Origin of the sequence: Granulicella sp. dw_53, from assembly GCF_018449545.1 — a bacterium.
In the GTDB taxonomy this organism is placed as follows: Bacteria; Acidobacteriota; Terriglobia; order Terriglobales; family Acidobacteriaceae; genus Edaphobacter.
Genome location: NZ_JAAVUR010000001.1, coordinates 289,766 through 306,232 on the forward strand (window position 1 = coordinate 289,766; position 16,467 = coordinate 306,232).

At 58.2% G+C, this 16,467-nt stretch carries 13 protein-coding genes; 9 read left to right on the forward strand and 4 right to left on the reverse strand.

The features are described 5' to 3' along the window. Positions 1–17: 17 nt before the first annotated feature. From HB393_RS01270 to HB393_RS01280, 3 genes are all read left to right on the forward strand, one after another. Positions 18–1,025 carry an MBL fold metallo-hydrolase gene (locus HB393_RS01270; RefSeq protein ID WP_213803332.1) on the forward strand — a complete coding sequence of 336 codons (1,008 nt, stop codon included), beginning with the start codon at positions 18–20 and terminating at the stop codon, positions 1,023–1,025. Between the two features lie 50 nt (positions 1,026–1,075). After that, entirely contained in the window at positions 1,076–2,113 is a 1,038-nt protein-coding gene (locus HB393_RS01275) for a 6-phosphofructokinase (RefSeq protein WP_213803333.1), read from the forward strand. A gap of 157 nt (positions 2,114–2,270) precedes the next feature. Beyond that, the gene (locus HB393_RS01280) at positions 2,271–2,525 is read left to right on the forward strand and encodes a helix-turn-helix domain-containing protein (protein ID WP_213803334.1); all 255 of its coding nucleotides are present in this window, start codon (positions 2,271–2,273) and stop codon (positions 2,523–2,525) included. 142 nt (positions 2,526–2,667) lie between these two features. Here the strand turns inward: HB393_RS01280 and HB393_RS01285 are convergent, their stop codons facing one another. Next, positions 2,668–3,546 carry a metallophosphoesterase gene (locus HB393_RS01285; RefSeq protein WP_213803335.1) on the reverse strand — a complete coding sequence of 293 codons (879 nt, stop codon included), beginning with the start codon at positions 3,544–3,546 and terminating at the stop codon, positions 2,668–2,670. A 67-nt stretch (positions 3,547–3,613) separates the two neighbouring features. Between HB393_RS01285 and HB393_RS01290 the strand changes: the two genes are divergently transcribed. The 6 genes from HB393_RS01290 (at position 3,614) to HB393_RS01315 (ending at position 10,610) form a co-directional block, all read left to right on the forward strand. Then, on the forward strand, positions 3,614–4,720 hold the full coding sequence (locus tag HB393_RS01290) for a Xaa-Pro peptidase family protein (RefSeq protein ID WP_345944968.1): 1,107 nt from the start codon (positions 3,614–3,616) through the stop codon (positions 4,718–4,720). Between the two features lie 55 nt (positions 4,721–4,775). Further along, positions 4,776–5,276, forward strand: a complete 501-nt coding sequence (gene accB / locus HB393_RS01295) for an acetyl-CoA carboxylase biotin carboxyl carrier protein (RefSeq protein ID WP_213803645.1) — start codon at positions 4,776–4,778, stop codon at positions 5,274–5,276. A 62-nt stretch (positions 5,277–5,338) separates the two neighbouring features. Next, positions 5,339–6,694, forward strand: a complete 1,356-nt coding sequence (gene accC, locus HB393_RS01300; RefSeq protein ID WP_213803337.1) for an acetyl-CoA carboxylase biotin carboxylase subunit — start codon at positions 5,339–5,341, stop codon at positions 6,692–6,694. Between the two features lie 97 nt (positions 6,695–6,791). After that, the gene (gene thiE, locus HB393_RS01305) at positions 6,792–7,421 is read left to right on the forward strand and encodes a thiamine phosphate synthase (protein ID WP_213803338.1); all 630 of its coding nucleotides are present in this window, start codon (positions 6,792–6,794) and stop codon (positions 7,419–7,421) included. An 11-nt stretch (positions 7,422–7,432) separates the two neighbouring features. Beyond that, on the forward strand, positions 7,433–8,947 hold the full coding sequence (locus HB393_RS01310) for an amino acid permease (protein ID WP_213803339.1): 1,515 nt from the start codon (positions 7,433–7,435) through the stop codon (positions 8,945–8,947). Between the two features lie 52 nt (positions 8,948–8,999). Then, a complete protein-coding gene (locus HB393_RS01315; RefSeq protein WP_213803340.1) occupies positions 9,000–10,610 on the forward strand; it encodes an amino acid permease in 1,611 nt (536 codons plus the stop codon). A 486-nt stretch (positions 10,611–11,096) separates the two neighbouring features. On the opposite strand, the gene HB393_RS01320 is transcribed toward HB393_RS01315, so the two are convergent. The 3 genes from HB393_RS01320 to HB393_RS01330 all read right to left on the reverse strand — a co-directional run bounded on the left by HB393_RS01320 (position 11,097) and on the right by HB393_RS01330 (position 16,294). Further along, a complete protein-coding gene (locus HB393_RS01320; RefSeq protein ID WP_213803341.1) occupies positions 11,097–12,065 on the reverse strand; it encodes a hypothetical protein in 969 nt (322 codons plus the stop codon). Positions 12,066–12,085: 20 nt separating this feature from the next. Next, a complete protein-coding gene (locus tag HB393_RS01325) occupies positions 12,086–13,372 on the reverse strand; it encodes an O-antigen ligase family protein (protein WP_213803342.1) in 1,287 nt (428 codons plus the stop codon). Between the two features lie 249 nt (positions 13,373–13,621). Then, the gene (locus tag HB393_RS01330; RefSeq protein WP_213803343.1) at positions 13,622–16,294 is read right to left on the reverse strand and encodes a hypothetical protein; all 2,673 of its coding nucleotides are present in this window, start codon (positions 16,292–16,294) and stop codon (positions 13,622–13,624) included. Positions 16,295–16,467 lie beyond the last annotated feature (173 nt).

Genomic DNA, 16,467 nt, shown 5'->3' on the forward strand with positions numbered 1-16,467 from the left:
GGCCCCATCAAATAGCGATGGGAATAATAAAACGGGCTGAGAAGGTGGGGCGGCTCTATGTGAATCCGGTGCCTACGCAGTTGGCTGGGTTCAAGATGACATGGAAGATTTTGCCGCTGTATTGGAGTAACCAGGAGGAGCGGTTTCCAAAGCAGGCGTTGGGGCCGTTTCGTACGGATACGGCGGTGTACGACAAGGCTCCTGAGAGCGGACTGCGGGTGACGTGGATGGGGCACTCCGCGACCCTGCTGGAGATAGATGGGGTCCGGGTGCTGATCGATCCGGTGTGGGATGAACGGGCCTCGCCGATGCGATGGGCCGGGCCGAGACGCTTTTTCGCGGCTCCGTTGAAGCTGGAAGAGATGCCGAAGATCGATGTGGTGATTGTGTCGCACGATCACTATGACCACTTGGGGCGAGATACGATCGAGCGGCTGGCGAGGATGCCTTCCATGGCTGAGACGCAGTGGGTGACATCGTTGGGTGTGGGGAAGATTTTGCAGAGGTTTGGGGTGGCTGCGGGGCAGATCCGCGAGCTGGATTGGACCGAGAGTGTTTCGGTAGGGACCTTATCGTTGACAGCTTTGCCGACCCGGCATTTCTCGGGGAGAGGGCTGACGCACCGATCCGAGACCTTATGGAGCTCTTTTGTGCTGAAAGGGCCGCGGCATACCGTCTATTTCGGGGCGGATTCGGGGTTCTGGGAGGGTTTCGCGGAGATTGGGAGGGTGTATGGACCCTTTGATCTGACGATGCTTGAGATTGGGGCGTATCACCCGCTCTGGGAGAATATCCACATGGGACCGGATGGCGCGGGGCGGGCGTTCGACGCGTTGGGGGGTGCGGGGCTGCTGATGCCGATCCACTGGGGGCTTTTCGACTTGGCGTTGCATGGTTGGCGGCAGCCGATCGAGCGGATGATTGAGGTGGCTGAGGAGCGGGGAATTCGGTTGTGGTCGCCGGAGCCGGGAGTCCCGACCGAGGTCGTGGAGGATGTGGAACACCGGTCGAGCTGGTGGCATTGAGTTTTTTTGCCGTAAGAGTATGATTCTCCTGATTTTTGGAGGAGGAGATCATGCGAATTGGAATGTTGACGGGCGGTGGGGATTGCCCGGGGTTAAATGCGGTCATCCGGGCAGTAGTTCGGAAGGGAATCCAACATCATGGGGACGAGTTCGTAGGATTTATGGAGGGCTGGCGGGGCGTTCTGGACGATGCGACCATGCCTTTGACGCTGGAGACGACGTCGGGAATTTTGCATCGGGGTGGGACGATTTTGCGGTCTTCGCGGACGAATGTGAAGAAGGTGGCGGGGGGATTTGAACGGTGCGTCGAGGTGCTGGGGAAGCATAAGCTGGACGCGCTCATTGCGCTGGGTGGGGACGATACGCAGTCGATCAGCCTGGAGCTGGTGCAGCGGGGGGTGAAGTGCGTTGGGGTGCCGAAGACGATCGATAACGATCTGAGTGGGACGGATGCCTGCTTCGGGTTCGATACGGCGGTGGGAATTGCGACGGAGGCGGTGGACCGGTTGCACTCGACAGCGGAGGCGCACAATCGGGTGATTGTGTGCGAGGTGATGGGGCGGGATGCGGGCTGGATCGCGATTACGGCGGGGATTTCAGGCGGGGCGGACGTGATTCTGGTGCCGGAGGTGCCGATCGACATGGACGAGGTGTGCCGGCTGGTGACATACCGGCGGGAGCATGGGAAGAAGTTCTCGATTGTCGTGGCTGCTGAGGGGGCGAAGCTGCCAGAGGCGGAGCAGGTGGCGTTGGGAACGGCGTTGGATTCGTTCGGGCATGTGCGGCTGAGCGGGATTGGGCAGATGCTGGCGGAGGAGATCGAAAAACGCACAGGATACGAGACGCGGAGTGTGAATCTGGGTCATACACAGCGGGGTGGGACACCTTCGCCGTATGACCGGATGCTGGCGACTCGGTATGGGATCGCGGCTATCGATCTGGTGCATGCGGGGAAGTTTGGCCGTCTGGTGGTGCTGAAGGGGACGCAGATTACGGATATTCCGCTGGCGGATGCCATTGCGGCGACACGGACGGTAGGGCAGGATTTGTTGGATGTGGTGACGGGTTTACAGCCTTTACGGGGATAAGGATCGCTCCGGCTGGGGCTTGTAGGTAGTTAGAGGATGGTTAATAGCTGCGATTTTTGTTGTGAGGCATGGTAAAAGAAGATACAAAGAGTGTGCCGGGCTGTGTGGTTTTTGTCTGGTTTTGCCCTATTTGGTTCTGTGATTTGGAGACTTCTTGATGGCTGGCATGGCACAGATCGCGGTTCGCGAAGTGATGGATATCCGGCAAGCGTCGGAGTATCTGGGCATCAGTGGCGATACGCTATATCGGTATGCGTCGGAGGGCTTTGTGCCGGCGTTCAAGCTGGGGAACCGATGGCGGTTCAAGAAGAATCTGCTGGATGCCTGGATGGATGAGAAGTCGGGTGTCAAGCCGATTGAGCCCGTTACGGTGCTGCCGAAGCAGAAGAAGCCGGCTGGCCGGGCTCGATAATTTTTCTGTCCCGGATGCTGTGGGTACGGCGTAACGGTGATTGGAATGATAAAAACTGCTAAGAGTTGGGCCTGGCTTTTTGCTGGGCCTTTTACTTTTGGTGCTTTGATGGAGTGGGTGAGGTTGGGTATAGCTTTCGTTTTCAGGCTGGGTTTAGGGTTAGGACGGTAACTTCGGGGGGGCAGTTGAGGCGGAATGGGATGCCCACCGTGCCGATTCCCCGGTTTACGTAGAGCTGCATGTTATTGAATTGATAGTGGCCTTCGTAGTATTTCTTGCCCATGGGAGGAAGGACTAGGGGGCCCAGGAAGGGAAGCCGCACCTGACCTCCGTGGGAGTGGCCGGAGAGCATGAGATCGACCAGAGGCGCGCGGGGGTGCTGAACGACGATGTCGGCGAAGTCGGGCTCGTGTGCCATGAGGATGACAGGGCCGTCCGGTTTGTCAGGGATGGTGGCATCAAGGAGGGGGACGGCTGTGGCGGGGTCCTGGACGCCACAGAGCCAGATGCGGGCGTCCTTGCGCTCGACGGCTATGAAGCTGTTAAGGAGGACGGGGATTCCGTTGGACTCCAGTGCACGGGTCACGACGGGCGCGCCAACGGCGATGTCGTGATTGCCGAGGATTGCGTAGCGAAGCGGGCAGGTGAGGGTGGCTAGGAGCTCGGCGCAGTGGTAGGCAGCGTGGGACTCGGAGAAGAAGTTGACGGCTCCCATGGTGACGAAGTCGCCGGTGAGAAGGATGAGATCGGGAGTGAGGGCGTTGACGCGCCGGATGACATGTTCGAGGAAGAAGGGCTCGGTGAACTCTTCCAGATGGATGTCGCTGATCTGGACGATGCGATATCCATGAAAAGGACCGGGAAGGTTACGAATAGCGATGGGCCGTTCGACGATGTCGAGCTCGTGACGGGCGATCTCGCCGGAGTAGAGGGCGAGTCCAGCAATGCCTGCGCCCGTACCCACGAGGAATTTGCGACGGGAGATCCGTGCAGGAGAATTTTGGGAGAGTTGCACGGACATAGTTCATGATAACGGGTCAGAGGTATTCGAGGCGAGTTATAGAGATATGTGGAGGGGCGATTGAGGCGTGTTGAGTAGAATTGGTGGAATGGATTTCAGGTCTCGCAGAAAAAAGGCAGTGGGGGTAGCTGTGGCTGCCGGAGCAGATGCGTTGCTGGTCACCCATCTGCCAGACGTTCGGTATCTGACCGGGTTTACTGGGTCGAATGCTGCAGTGGTTTTGGCAGGCGGGCGAGCGGTCTTGTTTACCGATGCAAGATATACGGCGCAGGCAAAGGCTGAGGCGGCAGGCGTGCGAGTGACGATCGACAAGCGGCCTGCGGTAGCGGCGGCTTGTGGATGGATGGAGTCTGAGGGGATTCGGCGATGCGGGTTCGATGGGACGCGGACCACGGTGGTGGGGCTGGAGGTGATGCGGAAGGCTGTGTCTGGCAAGGTTCGGCGAGGAATGTTTGTTGAGGTGGGGACTCTAGTCGCAGATCTGCGCGAGGTGAAGGACGAGAGCGAGGTCGCATTGATGCGGAAGGCGGCGTTGCTGGGATGCGATCTGTTCGATGGAATGCTGGGGTATCTCGCGCCGGGTTTGCGGGAGGTTGAGGTGGCCGCGGAGCTGGAGCATGCAGCGCGATTGCGAGGGGCGGAGGGTATGTCGTTCGAGACGATCGTGGCTAGTGGGGAGCGGAGCGCGTTGCCGCATGGACGAGCGACGCGGGCGAAGCTGCCAAAGCGGGGGTTTGTGACGTTGGATTTTGGAGTGGTGCTGGATGGGTATTGCTCGGATATGACGAGAACAGTGCATCTGGGAAAGGCGGCTCCGGGAGAGTGGGAAGTGTATGATTCTGTTCTGGAAGCCCAGACGGCAGCGGTGGCATGTGTGGCACCGGGAGTGACAGCCGGCGAGGTGGATGAAGCTGCCCGAAGCGTGCTGCGAAGAAGTGAGCTGGATAAGTATTTCAGTCATTCGACGGGGCATGGGGTTGGCCTGGAGATTCATGAAGGGCCAAGACTGGCGGCGAAGCAGACGCAGGTTTTGCAGGAAGGTATGGTCATCACGATCGAGCCTGGAGTGTATATGCCGGGTAAGTTCGGGTTGCGGATTGAAGATATGGTCCTGGTGACGGCTGCTGGCGGTGAGGTATTGACGCCTAGTTTGAAGGCCTGGATCGAGCTTTAACGCGGAGTAGAGCGAACGTTATGGAATGCGCCGAGATGGCGCGGGAAGAGTGATGATGGACGGAAACAAGTTGGATGAGTTGAGAGAGCTGGTTGAGTTCCTGAAGGCGAACGAGATTGCAGAGTTCGATATGGAACGCGAAGACCTGAAGGTCAAGATCAAGTTTGCCGGTGCGGCACCAGCGGCCGCGCCTGCGGGCTTCGATATGGCTCAGTTGAGCCGGTTGATGGCCTCTGCCGGAGCTCCGGCCGCTGCACCTGCTCCTGTCGCGGCGGCGCCTGCCGTTGCTGCTGAGGCTGCTCCTGCTGCAGAGAAGCTGCATGAGGTGAAGTCTCCTATCGTGGGGACGTTCTACGAATCGCCTTCGCCGGGGGCACAGACCTTCGTGAAGGTCGGCGATCAGGTCGAGGTAGGACAGGTGCTTTGCATCGTGGAAGCGATGAAGCTGATGAACGAGATCGAGTCCGATGTGGCTGGCGAAGTGGTGCGGCAGATTGCGTCGAGCGGCCAGCCGGTGGAGTATGGACAGCCGCTGTTTGCGATCCGGGCCCGGTAAGAGAGACGCGGTTCTTTAGCAGCAGGATTAACTAACGGTTTCGATGGAAGGCTTCCGCGTCTATGTTTCGTAAGGTATTGATTGCTAATCGGGGAGAGATCGCGCTGCGGGTGATCAGCGCGTGCAAGGAGATGGGGATCCGCACGGTCGCGGTGTATAGCGAGGCGGATAGGAACAGTCTGCATGTACGGTTTGCGGATGAGGCGATCTGCATCGGGCCACCACGTTCGGCAGATAGTTATTTGAACGTGCCGGCGGTGATCTCTGCAGCGGAGATTGCGGATGTGGATGCGATTCATCCGGGCTACGGACTGCTGAGTGAGAATGCGAACTTCGCAGAGGTATGCCGGGCATCGAATATCAAGTTCATTGGGCCTCCGCCGGAGGTGACGCGGATGATGGGCGAGAAGTCTACGGCGCGTCAGACGATGAAGAAAGCCAAAGTGCCGATTCTTCCTGGGTCGGATGGAGTGATCGCGGATTCGGATGAGGCTCTAGAGTGGGCGCGGACGGTTGGGTATCCGGTCATATTGAAGGCCGTGGCTGGCGGCGGCGGACGCGGAATGCGAATTTGCAGGAATGCCGAAGAGCTTCCCGGGTTATACCAGCAAGCATCAACAGAAGCGGCCAATGCATTCGGCAATGGCGATATGTACATGGAGAAGTTCATCGAACGGCCTCGGCACATCGAGTTCCAGGTGCTGGCGGATGAGCATGGGAATGTAATGAGCCTGGGGGAGCGCGAGTGCTCCATTCAGCGGCGTCACCAGAAGTTGATCGAAGAGGCTCCGAGCTTGATGATTACTCCGAAACTCCGCGAGGAGTTGGGTAAGACGATCAAGAAGGCGCTTGAGAATATCGGGTACTGGAACGCTGGTACGATCGAGTTTTTGATGGATGAAGATGGCAAGATCTACTTCATTGAGATGAATACGCGCATTCAGGTGGAGCATTGTGTGACTGAGATGGTTACAGGAATCGATCTCGTCAAGGCGCAGTTACGAATTGCAGCTGGAGAGAAACTGAGCTCGATCATCACACGGCCAGTGGAGATTCGCGGTCATGCGATCGAGTGCCGGATCAATGCCGAGCATCCGGAGAAGTTCACTCCCAGTGCAGGAAAGATTACGGCGTTCAATCTTCCGGGTGGAAATGGCGTTCGGGTGGATACGGCGCAGTATGCCGAGGGTGTGGTTCCTCCTTATTACGATTCGCTGATTGCGAAACTGATCTGCCATGGATCGGATCGCCAGGATGCGATGAACAAGATGCAGCGGGCGTTGAGCCAGTTTGTCGTGCAGGGGATTCATACGACGATTCCGCTCCATCAGAAGATCTTCGCGGATGACGAGTTTCGGTCGGGACAGTTCGATACGAAGTTTATGGAGCGATTTTTCGAGCGGCAGAAGCAGAGCTAAGCGGGTTACGATCTCTGGACCTGTACGAATGACACAAACTAACCGCACCGATTTGGAGTGGTGCTTTCTATGAATTGCCTTGGAAGGATTTCGAGCGGTGAGAGAGCTACCCCGGTTGTATCCGATCGTAGATGCGGGTGTCTTGCGGGCGCGATGCATTGACCTGCAGAGATTCTGCGCGGAGCTTCGTGGGGCTGGGGTGGGATTGGTGCAGTGGCGGAACAAGGTGGGTTCGCCACAGGAAGTGCTGGCTGGGGCAGCAGTTTTAAGCGAGGCATTTGCCGGGAGCGGCTGCCGATTGATCATGAACGACCGGGCGGATCTGGCGGTTCTGGCTGGGTTTGGTGGGGTGCATGTGGGGCAGGGCGATCTGTTGCCTGAGGATGCACGACGGGTGGTCGGGGTGGAGAGGTGGGTTGGGGTATCTACCCATTCCGACGAACAGGTGCGGATAGCGGATTTGGGTTGCGCTGACTATGTTGCGATCGGGCCTGTGTTTGCTACCGGGACGAAGGTTGATGCTGAGGCAGTGGTCGGGTTGGATGGGTTGCGACGGGCTCGAATGTTGACGCGAAAGCCGATTGTGGCGATTGGTGGAATTACGCGGGAGAATGCGCGGAGTGTGATCGGTGCGGGAGCAGATTCCGTCGCCGTGATCAGCGGATTGCTGGTTGAAGGAGAGCCAGTAGCGAAGGTGGCGGAAGACTTACTGGGAATTTTGGGGTAGAACAGAAAAACATGAATACAGCAAAGGTCAATGCAACCACCGGTTCTTCGGCTGCGCCGCAGTTCGTGCAAGGGATGGGTCTGTTTTCGGCGACAGCGATTGTGATGGGTTCGATGATCGGATCGGGAATCTTTATCGTCTCGGCTGATATGTCGCGCTCCCTGGGATCTCCGGCGCTGCTGATTGCAGCGTGGCTGGTGACGGCGGTGATGACGATCATCGGTGCGCTGAGCTATGGGGAGTTGGCCGCGATGATGCCCAAGGCCGGTGGTCAGTATGTGTATCTGCGCGAGTCATTGGGGCCGTTGTGGGGATTTCTGTATGGTTGGACGCTGTTCCTGGTGATCCAGACGGGAACGATTGCTGCGGTTGGAGTGGCGTTTGGGAAGTTTCTCGGGGTGTTCTTTCCGGCGGTCAGCACTACGAATTGGATCTGGCATATAGGGAGCGGAAAGGTTGGCCTGAATACGGCGAACCTGGCGGCGATCGTGATCATCACGTTGCTCACGATTCTGAATACGCTTGGGGTCAAGATGGGAGCCGCGATCCAGAACCTGTTTACGTCGGCCAAGGTGCTGGCGTTGATGGCGGTAGTGCTGGTGGGAATCCTGATGAAGGATACGGCTGCTGTGGCGGCGAACTTCGGCGCTGGCTGGCACAACTTCTGGGCTGGAGCGAGTTGGAGCACGCTTCATGCGGCGCAGGCAGGGTCGACGACGGGCGATTATGTGGGGCTGCTGACGATTCTGGCGATCGTTCAGGTTGGGTCGCTGTTCAGCGCCGATGCATGGAACAACGTTACGTTTACGGCGGGTGAGATACGGAACCCGAAGCGGAATCTGCCGCTCTCGCTGGCGATCGGTACAGGTGTGGTGCTGCTGTTGTATGTGCTTTGCAACTTCGTCTACCTGAGTGTTCTTCCGTTGGCGGGAAATGCTACTGCGACGACGATTACGGGACGCGGAATTCAGTTTGCGACGGAGGATCGGGTTGCGACGGCGGTGATGGAACGCGCGTTCAGCGGTTACGGCGCAAAGCTGATGGCTGCAGCGATTCTTATCTCGACCTTTGGGTGCGTGAATGGAATGCTGTTAGCCGGAGCTCGCGTCTATTACGCGATGAGTCGAGATGGACTGTTCTTCAAGTCTGTCGGGAAACTGAGCGAGAAGTCGAAGACGCCGGTGAACTCGTTGTGGGTGCAATGGGCCTGGACGTGTCTGCTGTGTCTAAGCGGAAGCTATGGGCAGTTGTTGGACTATGTTATTTTCGCCGTGTTGATCTTCTATATTTTGACGATTGTGGGGCTATTTGTGCTGCGCCGGACGCGTCCCGATGCGGTACGGCCTTACAAGGCATTTGGATATCCAGTGCTGCCTGCGCTTTATATCCTTATGGCTACGTGGATCAGTGTTGTACTCTTACGGTACAAACCTCAATATACGTGGCCGGGTCTGATAATCGTGCTGCTGGGTGTACCGGTGTATCTGGTATGGCGGCGGTCAGCGGTATACGAAGCGACTACCTGAAGGTTTGAGCTGAAGCCAGATACTGCATTTGGGAAGGAACAATAGAAGACGCATGGCAAATCTGTTTGCAAAGAAGTCGATGAACGCATTGATGGCCGAGGCGGCGGAGGAAGGTTCGCTGACGCTGGAGCGATCGCTAGGGCCCGTGCAGTTGACGGCGCTGGGAATCGGAGCGGTGATTGGCGCCGGCATTTTCGTTCTCTCTGGAATCGGCGCACATTCTGCCGGTCCTGCCTTGATGTTGGCTTTTGTACTCTCGGGTCTGGGATGCGCGTTCGCCGGACTTTGCTATGCCGAGTTCGCTGCGATGATTCCACTTGCCGGTTCGGCTTATACGTATGCGTATGCGACTCTGGGCGAGCTCTTTGCCTGGATCATCGGCTGGGACCTGACGCTGGAGTATGCGATGGGCGCGAGCACGGTGAGTTCGGGCTGGTCGAATACGTTTGTCGAGTTTCTTGCGATCTTTCATTTGAAGTTTCCGCTTTGGTTGGCGTATGACCACTGGACCGGTTTGCGGAAGGCCTTGAACCTGGTGGCGCGTCAGGCGTTGCATGCGGCGCATCCGGAGTTGATTCCGGGCACGAAGCCCTTCAGCGAGGCTCTGGCGGTACTGATAGCGCATCCTTCGGTGGACCTGACGAGCCAGGCTCATGCGCTGCTGAATGCTCCGGTGCTGTTTGGACGAGAGATGGGCTTCAATCTGCCGGCGTTCCTGATCGCGCTGGTGATTACGGCGGTTCTGGTGATCGGCATCAAGGAGTCGGCGAACTTCAACACGGGGATCGTGATTTTGAAGGTTGCTGTGGTGCTGTTCGTCCTTGGGTTGGGTTCGCACTATGTGAATAAGGCCAACTGGGGCTCTGACTGGCATACCTTCGCACCGTTTGGAGTGGGTGGAATCGGATTGGCCGCGGGGCTGGTGTTCTTCTCGTATATCGGATTCGACGCTGTTTCGACGACGGCTCAAGAGGCGAAGAACCCGCAGCGCGATATGCCGATCGGCATTATCGTTTCGCTGGGGATTTGTACGCTGTTGTATATCGGCGTAGCAGCGGTGCTGACAGGGATGGTGTACTGGCCAGACGTGAATATTGAAGCGCCGATTGTGCGGGCTTTTCTGGAGCACAACCTGAACTCCGCGGCGAACGTTATTACGATCGGTTCGCTGGCGGGTCTGACGAGCGTAATGCTGGTGATGTTGCTGGGCCAGAGCCGCGTGCTGTATGCCATGGCGAAGGATGGCCTGCTGCCCAAGGGGTTCTTTGGGGCGATTCATCCCCGGTTCCGGACGCCGTGGAAGGGAACGATTCTCGCCGGTTTGTTGGCGGCGATTGTGGGAAGCGTCACTCCAATCGACGATATCGGCAAGATGGTGAACATTGGAACGCTGTTTGCGTTCGTGATCGTGTGCATCTCGGTGATGGTTCTGCGGCATAAAGATCCGCATCGCCATCGTCCTTTCAAGACGCCGCTGGCGTGGCCGATTCCGGTGGTGCCTGTCCTGGGTATTCTCTTCAACGGATACATGATGTATCAGTTGGGCTTGGCGAACTGGATTCGGCTGGTTGTGTGGCTGCTGATCGGGCTGGTGGTCTACTTCCTGTATAGCCGCAATAACAGCAGGGTCCAGAAGGGGCTCCTCAACGCTACAGAAGAGTAAGGCTGTCGTATTCGGAAGAGCGCCCGGCTTTGGCCGGGCGTTTCTGCATGGCGGGCAGGTGGGTTAGCCGGGTGGCAGCACCCCCTCCCCCCCAAAAAAGGCGCAAAGTCTTCTATCGATGCAGTTTGGGCGTGGACTTTTCGTCGTGTGTCGATCCCGATTTCAATGGGCGTATCGACTCGGGCGAACAAATTAGCAAGGATCTTGATGTATCTCCGCGCTGAGCGGATTTATTTGACTTCTACTTCTATTTTAGAGAGGTGAGCATAACTTAAGTGCCACTTGGATCTTGCTGATCTGGAATGGGTTAGGTGGTTTTGGGGCTTGACATGTGTTTTTGTGGGAGATTTTGCGGAGATGCGGCGTAGATGATTGTTTTAATTGCGGTTAAATGTCGCTTTCGATGCGTCGAAACCAGCAATTCCTAAGGGATGAGAGCTTTCGGCTCGTTGGAATGGGTTTATTGCGCTTAAGGGTTGTACGAAACTAATCCGTGCCCGTTCCAACCATCGTCTCGAGCCACTCCTTGCTGTATGCCCGAGCTAGATTGCCGAGCTTTATGGTTTCTCCTGTCTCAACGTTCACTACGGGGAGTGCTGCGATATGTTTGAGCCTCTCGGGGCCGCCGATGTAGTTCAGTTTTCCGGAGGCGTCTCTCGACTCGCGAAAGAGGGATGGTTTCGTCTGGATATGCTGGATCGCGTCGTCGACAAATTGTTTTGCGTAGTCTTCGCGGATAAAGAAGGCGTTATTGCCGGCGGAGTTTGTCCCGACGAACCGGTATCCCTTTTTGATTGCCAGTGAACAGAGCGCCTTGATCGAGGCGCCGAAGTATAGGTTGCTGGGATGAGCTTGCGTCCGGATGAAGCTGTCGTTATATGGGGTGGAGATGGGGTATACATCGCCAAAGACCGCGTTGTATTCGCAGACATAGATGATTGGGCTGACGGCATCGATGGCTTCCCATACCCAATAGTCGTTTCCATCGAGGTCGATACTTAGAAGGCCGATCTCTCCTCTGAATCCGGCGCTTGAGATCAAGCTGTTAATGTTCTCTCTAGTGATGAATGCGGGCCGAACCGTAAGGTCGTATTTCCATGCTAGGTTATCCTGACTTACTCCTGTAGCCATGGCCGGGCTGCCGTCCATGATGAGTCCGCGCCAGTTACGATTTTGCAAGAGAAATCGAGTGTTGGATTGGCGGTAGGTATCGACTCCGAACTCAACGAAGGATTGGGCGGCGAGGGGGATGCCGGCACGTTCGATGAGCCAATCGATGATTCCATCGTCGCCCCACTGAGAGTTCACGCGAAACTCTACGTCTGGAAGGGAAGAGATCTTCTTTTGGGATCGAACCTGCCAACTCGCCATGCGTCCGAGGAGTTGTAAGTTATCTCCCATAAACCACAGCCTGAAACCCGTCATCCATCTTTGAATGGCTTCTTTATTGAGCATTGCTAATTCTCCGATGAGGGTCAGATACGCTGCGGCGAGTTGTATGGATAGTGTGGCGCTACAGGACTAAGGATGGCCATCTCCTGGACTGCTATGTTTTCGTGGTCCGCAAGCGTGCCCATGAGAACGATGAACCATAGAGGTAGTAAGAGATCAAAGGACTCAGCCTCGGCCAGACCGCGTACCACTATAAAAAGCATGAGGCTGAGGAAGAGCATCTTTGTCGGACTGCGCACCATTTTGCGGATCTGCCGATAGAGGCTTCCGTATAGACCGATGAACAGGATGATCCCGACTGCTCCATAGGCGTAGAACTGTTGCAGAAGCTCGTTCTCCGCATGCCTTGGTTCAAATCGATCGGGGCCGAAGGGAGGGATGACCTTCCACATCGAATCAAATCCGTGTCCTATCCAAAGATTCCAAGGATGGTCGACCATCGAATTCAAGACGAAGAGCCAGATGGCAGTGCGGCCAGTGAGGGTTTCGGCCTGGTTGCTGTCTACGGTGTAGATGTCGTAGTAGGACTCGAATAAACCCCAGAAGACCAAGATGAGCAAGACGGCTGCGATCATGAGGAGCACCTTCGTCCTTCGACTCATGGATCTGTCCCGAAGCACCAGATAGATTTCGCTCACGAAAAATGCGACGAGGGTCGTCTTGCTGAGGCTGCGCAGAAGAGTGATGATGAGAAAGAAGGTGGCTAGTCCCCATCTCCCCTCTTTGCGGCGCATGAGGTATTGGGCCAGAAAGATTGACAGCGCGCAGAGGTTGCCGATCTGGTTGGTGTTGAAGAAGTCCTCATCTCCAAGACGAAGGTCGGCTTGCGTGGGCATGAGCCATGCGACCACCGCGAGACAGCAGGTACTCGTGATGAAGCCCTTCATCAAGGAGTGGGAGACTACGGTTATTTCCCTTGTGCGAAGGAGCAGAAATACGATCGCCACATCCGCGACCAGATCGCCCCAGTAGGCGAGGGAGTTTTGCAACGATACTGTTTCGCTCCAAATTAGACTGCAGCCAGAGAAGAGAATAAAAGCGAGCACCCACCGGACGCTCGGCAGCCGCAGAATTGTGCGAAAGGTGCGACGACTCGAACCAAAGACGTCGAACCAGACGAAGGTCAGCAGGAGGACGTTGAGAACGATACTTATGGCCGCACCTGTGCTGGGCTCGGTTCCTAAGATACGTGTCGTAAAGAGCACAATGCTGATGCGGCTAGACGCAAAAAAGCCAACGAGGAATGCCAGAGTCGAGTGCGTCAGCGGTTGGCTGATCTCCTCTTCCGCGAAGTTGGCGGTGGCGCTCATAGATCCTCGAGAGCTCGCGGCAGTCTCCCTTGATCGAGCTCTGTTCCGTCGACGGAACGGGGGGTGGGGGGAACCCGATCCCTTGAGGGCTGGAGCGTTTTAACTGTCTGAAAGCGCATATGCAGAGCCGAGAGTAGCAGCTTGCAACCGCAACAGTTGTCAACGATTTGTCGGTTAATTGTCAGATGACTATAACCCGCCCGAGCTATAACTGCGCTCGAAGGTAGGTGGGGCGCTACAGGGGAGGAGTCAGTTACTTCCATCCCATTTGGAGATTGAGATTGGCTTGTGCTTTGAGGATTTGTTGGTGGCCTGGCTGTCTGAGGTTGTGGCGGCGGGGAGGGCGAGGACGGGGATGATAGCAGTGTTGGCGGGGTCGGGGTCGTCGCGAAGGTGAAGGTAGAGGGTGACCGTGGAGGGCCGGGAGGCGGAGAGCGCCGAGGGGAGGCTGGTGGGACGGGGGATGGAGACGGTAGAGCCTACGAAGCCGTCGGGGACGGCGGTGGGGGAGGTGAATGCGGCGTCGGTGGAGATCGAATCCAGCAGGTAGAGGTCGGCTCCGTTGAGGGTGCAGGGAGCGGTTCCTTCGGCAGGGCACTGGAGGTTGGTGATACCGGGGAGGCGCACGAGGGTTGCGATGGGAAGCCAGGCGCTAGCTACCCCTTCTGGGGTGACGGCGCGGAGGTGTAGGGGGCCGAAGGCGGAGGTGCCGAAGGTCTTGAGAGGGTCGAGGGTGCCGACGATGGTGTGGGGGTTCTGGAGGACTAGATTGCCTGAGGCGACGGTGAGGTCGGCGTGGAGGGAGTCGTCGACGCTGGCGACCTCGATCTTTCCGGTACGCGGGAAGGGGGAGGAGGATTTGAGGGAGAAGGTGAGCTGCTGGGTGGTGGGGAGATCTTCCTCGCTGACGAGATGAAGGATAGGGTCGGTGGGGCGGCCCATGTTGCGGCTGAGCAGGGTGACAGAGGGACGGGCGGCGCCTACGGTTACGGGCAGGACGAGGGTTCGGCCGTCCTTGAGGGCGACGCTGGCGGTGAGCTTGTCTCCGGCACGAAGCTTGGGGGCGGCGGCTTTGTCCGGGAGGGTTAGGGGAAGTGTCTCTGGCGTGCCGGAGGGGGTTGGGGCGTCCGATGCCGGGGCCGGAGTGAAGGTAAGGCCGGCGAGGGTAAGCGCTTTTACCTGGGAGAGGTTGGTGCCGGTGGCGGTGGCGGAGGTATCTCCGGCGTAGAACTGGAGGGCGGTGAGGGTGGCCGGTTCGGTGAAGATCTTGGCGGATACGACGTAGGGCGAAGGGTTGCCAAACTGTTGGACGGCGATGTTGAGGTTGCCGGGATCAGGGGATTTGAGAGGCAGGCGAAGGTCGAGGAGGTTGGGGCGGTCGGCGGACTTCCAGGTGACGGGGGTGTAGCTGCCGGGTGTGAGCTCGATGCGGATGGCGTCGACGCAGGCGTTGCCGTTGGAGGCGAGGAGGACGTGGTTCTCGCGGCCGGCGATGAGGGGGTCGTCGGTGGCTAGGTGCCAGTCTCCGCCGGGTGCGGCTTGGAGGTCGAGGGTGGGGCCGGTGAAGGCGTCAAAGCCCCAGAGGCCGGAGACTGTGCCAGTGACGGTACCGGTCATGGGCGCGGCGGGAGGCAAATTGGAGGCGGGTGTGCTCGAGGCGGGAGGGGATTTGGGGTCGGTTAGTTCAGCTTCGGAGGGCATGGGGAGGAGTTTGCGATCGGGAGACGGGGTTACGATCAATCCGCCCTGGAAGGCGTCCGGGGTGAGGGGGATGTCCTTTGGGCCAGCTTTGCCGTTTTCTGTGTTGATGTGAAGGACCAGGTCATGCGCGAAGCTGGTGGAGAAGACCAGGGGGGCGCCGTCGACGGGGAGGACGAGGTCCGGCTTGAGGAGGCAGGAGACGAACTTGGGGTCGGTGGCGCGGAGAGGTGGGGGAACGGCCTTCTGGACCGAGGGGAGGCCGATGACGATGACGGACTTGGGATTGCGGAAGGAAGGAGGGGTGTTGAGGCGGAGGTTGAGGCTGGCTCCTTCGGGGAAGGAGATGGCGGGTATGTATTGGTACTGGGCGCTGTGGAGGCCGCCAAGGATGCGGAAGAGGTCGACGACGGCTCCGACGTAGGCGCTGTAGGTGCCGCCACCCGCCATGCCGGTGTAGCTGGCGGCGGTGATGAAGTCGGAGCTGGGGCCGTTGGAGAGGGAGGCGATGACGTTCTGGGCGTGGCTGTCGTCGAGCAGGGCCTGGTTGCCGGACTGGATGAGGCAGTTGTATTGGAGGTCTACGGGGCGCTTGAAGCAGTCGTCGTTGGGTTTGAGGCTGAGGGTGCGGGAGAGGAGCACGGAGTGATCCATGAGGGCCTTCTGGTCGGAGGGCGGCACCTTGCGCATGGAGGCGATGTATTTTTCGATGCGGGCCTGCTCGAAGCCGGCTTCGGAGAGGTCCTGAGAGGCGCGGACGAAGATGCCAGGGCGGCCACGGACGGCTTTGCGGAGGGTGTTGAAGTCGCCGCCGGTCTCGGGGGCGAGGAAGAGGATCGCCTGTTGGGCCTCGGCGGGAACGGTGACGTAGGAGCCTTCTTCCTTCACCTTCTTGTTCCAGGTCTCGATTTTGAAGAACCACTCGTCGGGAGGCGGATTGGTGTTGCCGCGCAGGAAGGCGGCGATGAGGAGGTAGTTGACGGACTGGGTGGCGGGGAGGTCCGGGTGCAGCCAGAGCTTGTCGCCGGGCTGGAGGTTGGGGACGTTGGCGATGGGGAGGGTCTTGCCGTCGCGGGTGACGCGGACCTCGACCTTGGGACCTTCGAGGTCGAAGCGGGCGGCCTGGGCGAGCGAGGGAGTGGAGCGGCAGACGGAAAGAAGTAAAAGCGCAACGAAGATGCCAAGGGTAGTGCGAGGACGCAAACTGGGGTATCTCTTCGCCATGGTCTTATCTTAGACGGGATGATGGGAGAAGCGGATGTGTGGTTGGCAGGTTAAGGGTAACGAGTTGTAAACTATGGGGTGCAGCGGGTAGGTCTATCGAGAGGTGGCGAGGTTGATGCTTGCATAACCGTCGTACGATCAGGCGCCCTCTGGACGGGGCACCTGAGGGCGTT

What these genes read in the sequence shown, in the direction of transcription:
- HB393_RS01270 (WP_213803332.1), top strand. Translation starts at nt 18, where the DNA reads ATGGGAATAATAAAACGGGCTGAGAAGGTGGGGCGGCTCTATGTGAAT.
- HB393_RS01275 (WP_213803333.1), top strand. Translation starts at nt 1,076, where the DNA reads ATGCGAATTGGAATGTTGACGGGCGGTGGGGATTGCCCGGGGTTAAAT.
- HB393_RS01280 (WP_213803334.1), top strand. Translation starts at nt 2,271, where the DNA reads ATGGCTGGCATGGCACAGATCGCGGTTCGCGAAGTGATGGATATCCGG.
- HB393_RS01285 (WP_213803335.1), bottom strand. Translation starts at nt 3,546, where the DNA reads ATGTCCGTGCAACTCTCCCAAAATTCTCCTGCACGGATCTCCCGTCGC.
- accB (WP_213803645.1), top strand. Translation starts at nt 4,776, where the DNA reads ATGGACGGAAACAAGTTGGATGAGTTGAGAGAGCTGGTTGAGTTCCTG.
- accC (WP_213803337.1), top strand. Translation starts at nt 5,339, where the DNA reads ATGTTTCGTAAGGTATTGATTGCTAATCGGGGAGAGATCGCGCTGCGG.
- HB393_RS01310 (WP_213803339.1), top strand. Translation starts at nt 7,433, where the DNA reads ATGAATACAGCAAAGGTCAATGCAACCACCGGTTCTTCGGCTGCGCCG.
- HB393_RS01315 (WP_213803340.1), top strand. Translation starts at nt 9,000, where the DNA reads ATGGCAAATCTGTTTGCAAAGAAGTCGATGAACGCATTGATGGCCGAG.
- HB393_RS01320 (WP_213803341.1), bottom strand. Translation starts at nt 12,065, where the DNA reads ATGCTCAATAAAGAAGCCATTCAAAGATGGATGACGGGTTTCAGGCTG.
- HB393_RS01325 (WP_213803342.1), bottom strand. Translation starts at nt 13,372, where the DNA reads ATGAGCGCCACCGCCAACTTCGCGGAAGAGGAGATCAGCCAACCGCTG.
- HB393_RS01330 (WP_213803343.1), bottom strand. Translation starts at nt 16,294, where the DNA reads ATGGCGAAGAGATACCCCAGTTTGCGTCCTCGCACTACCCTTGGCATC.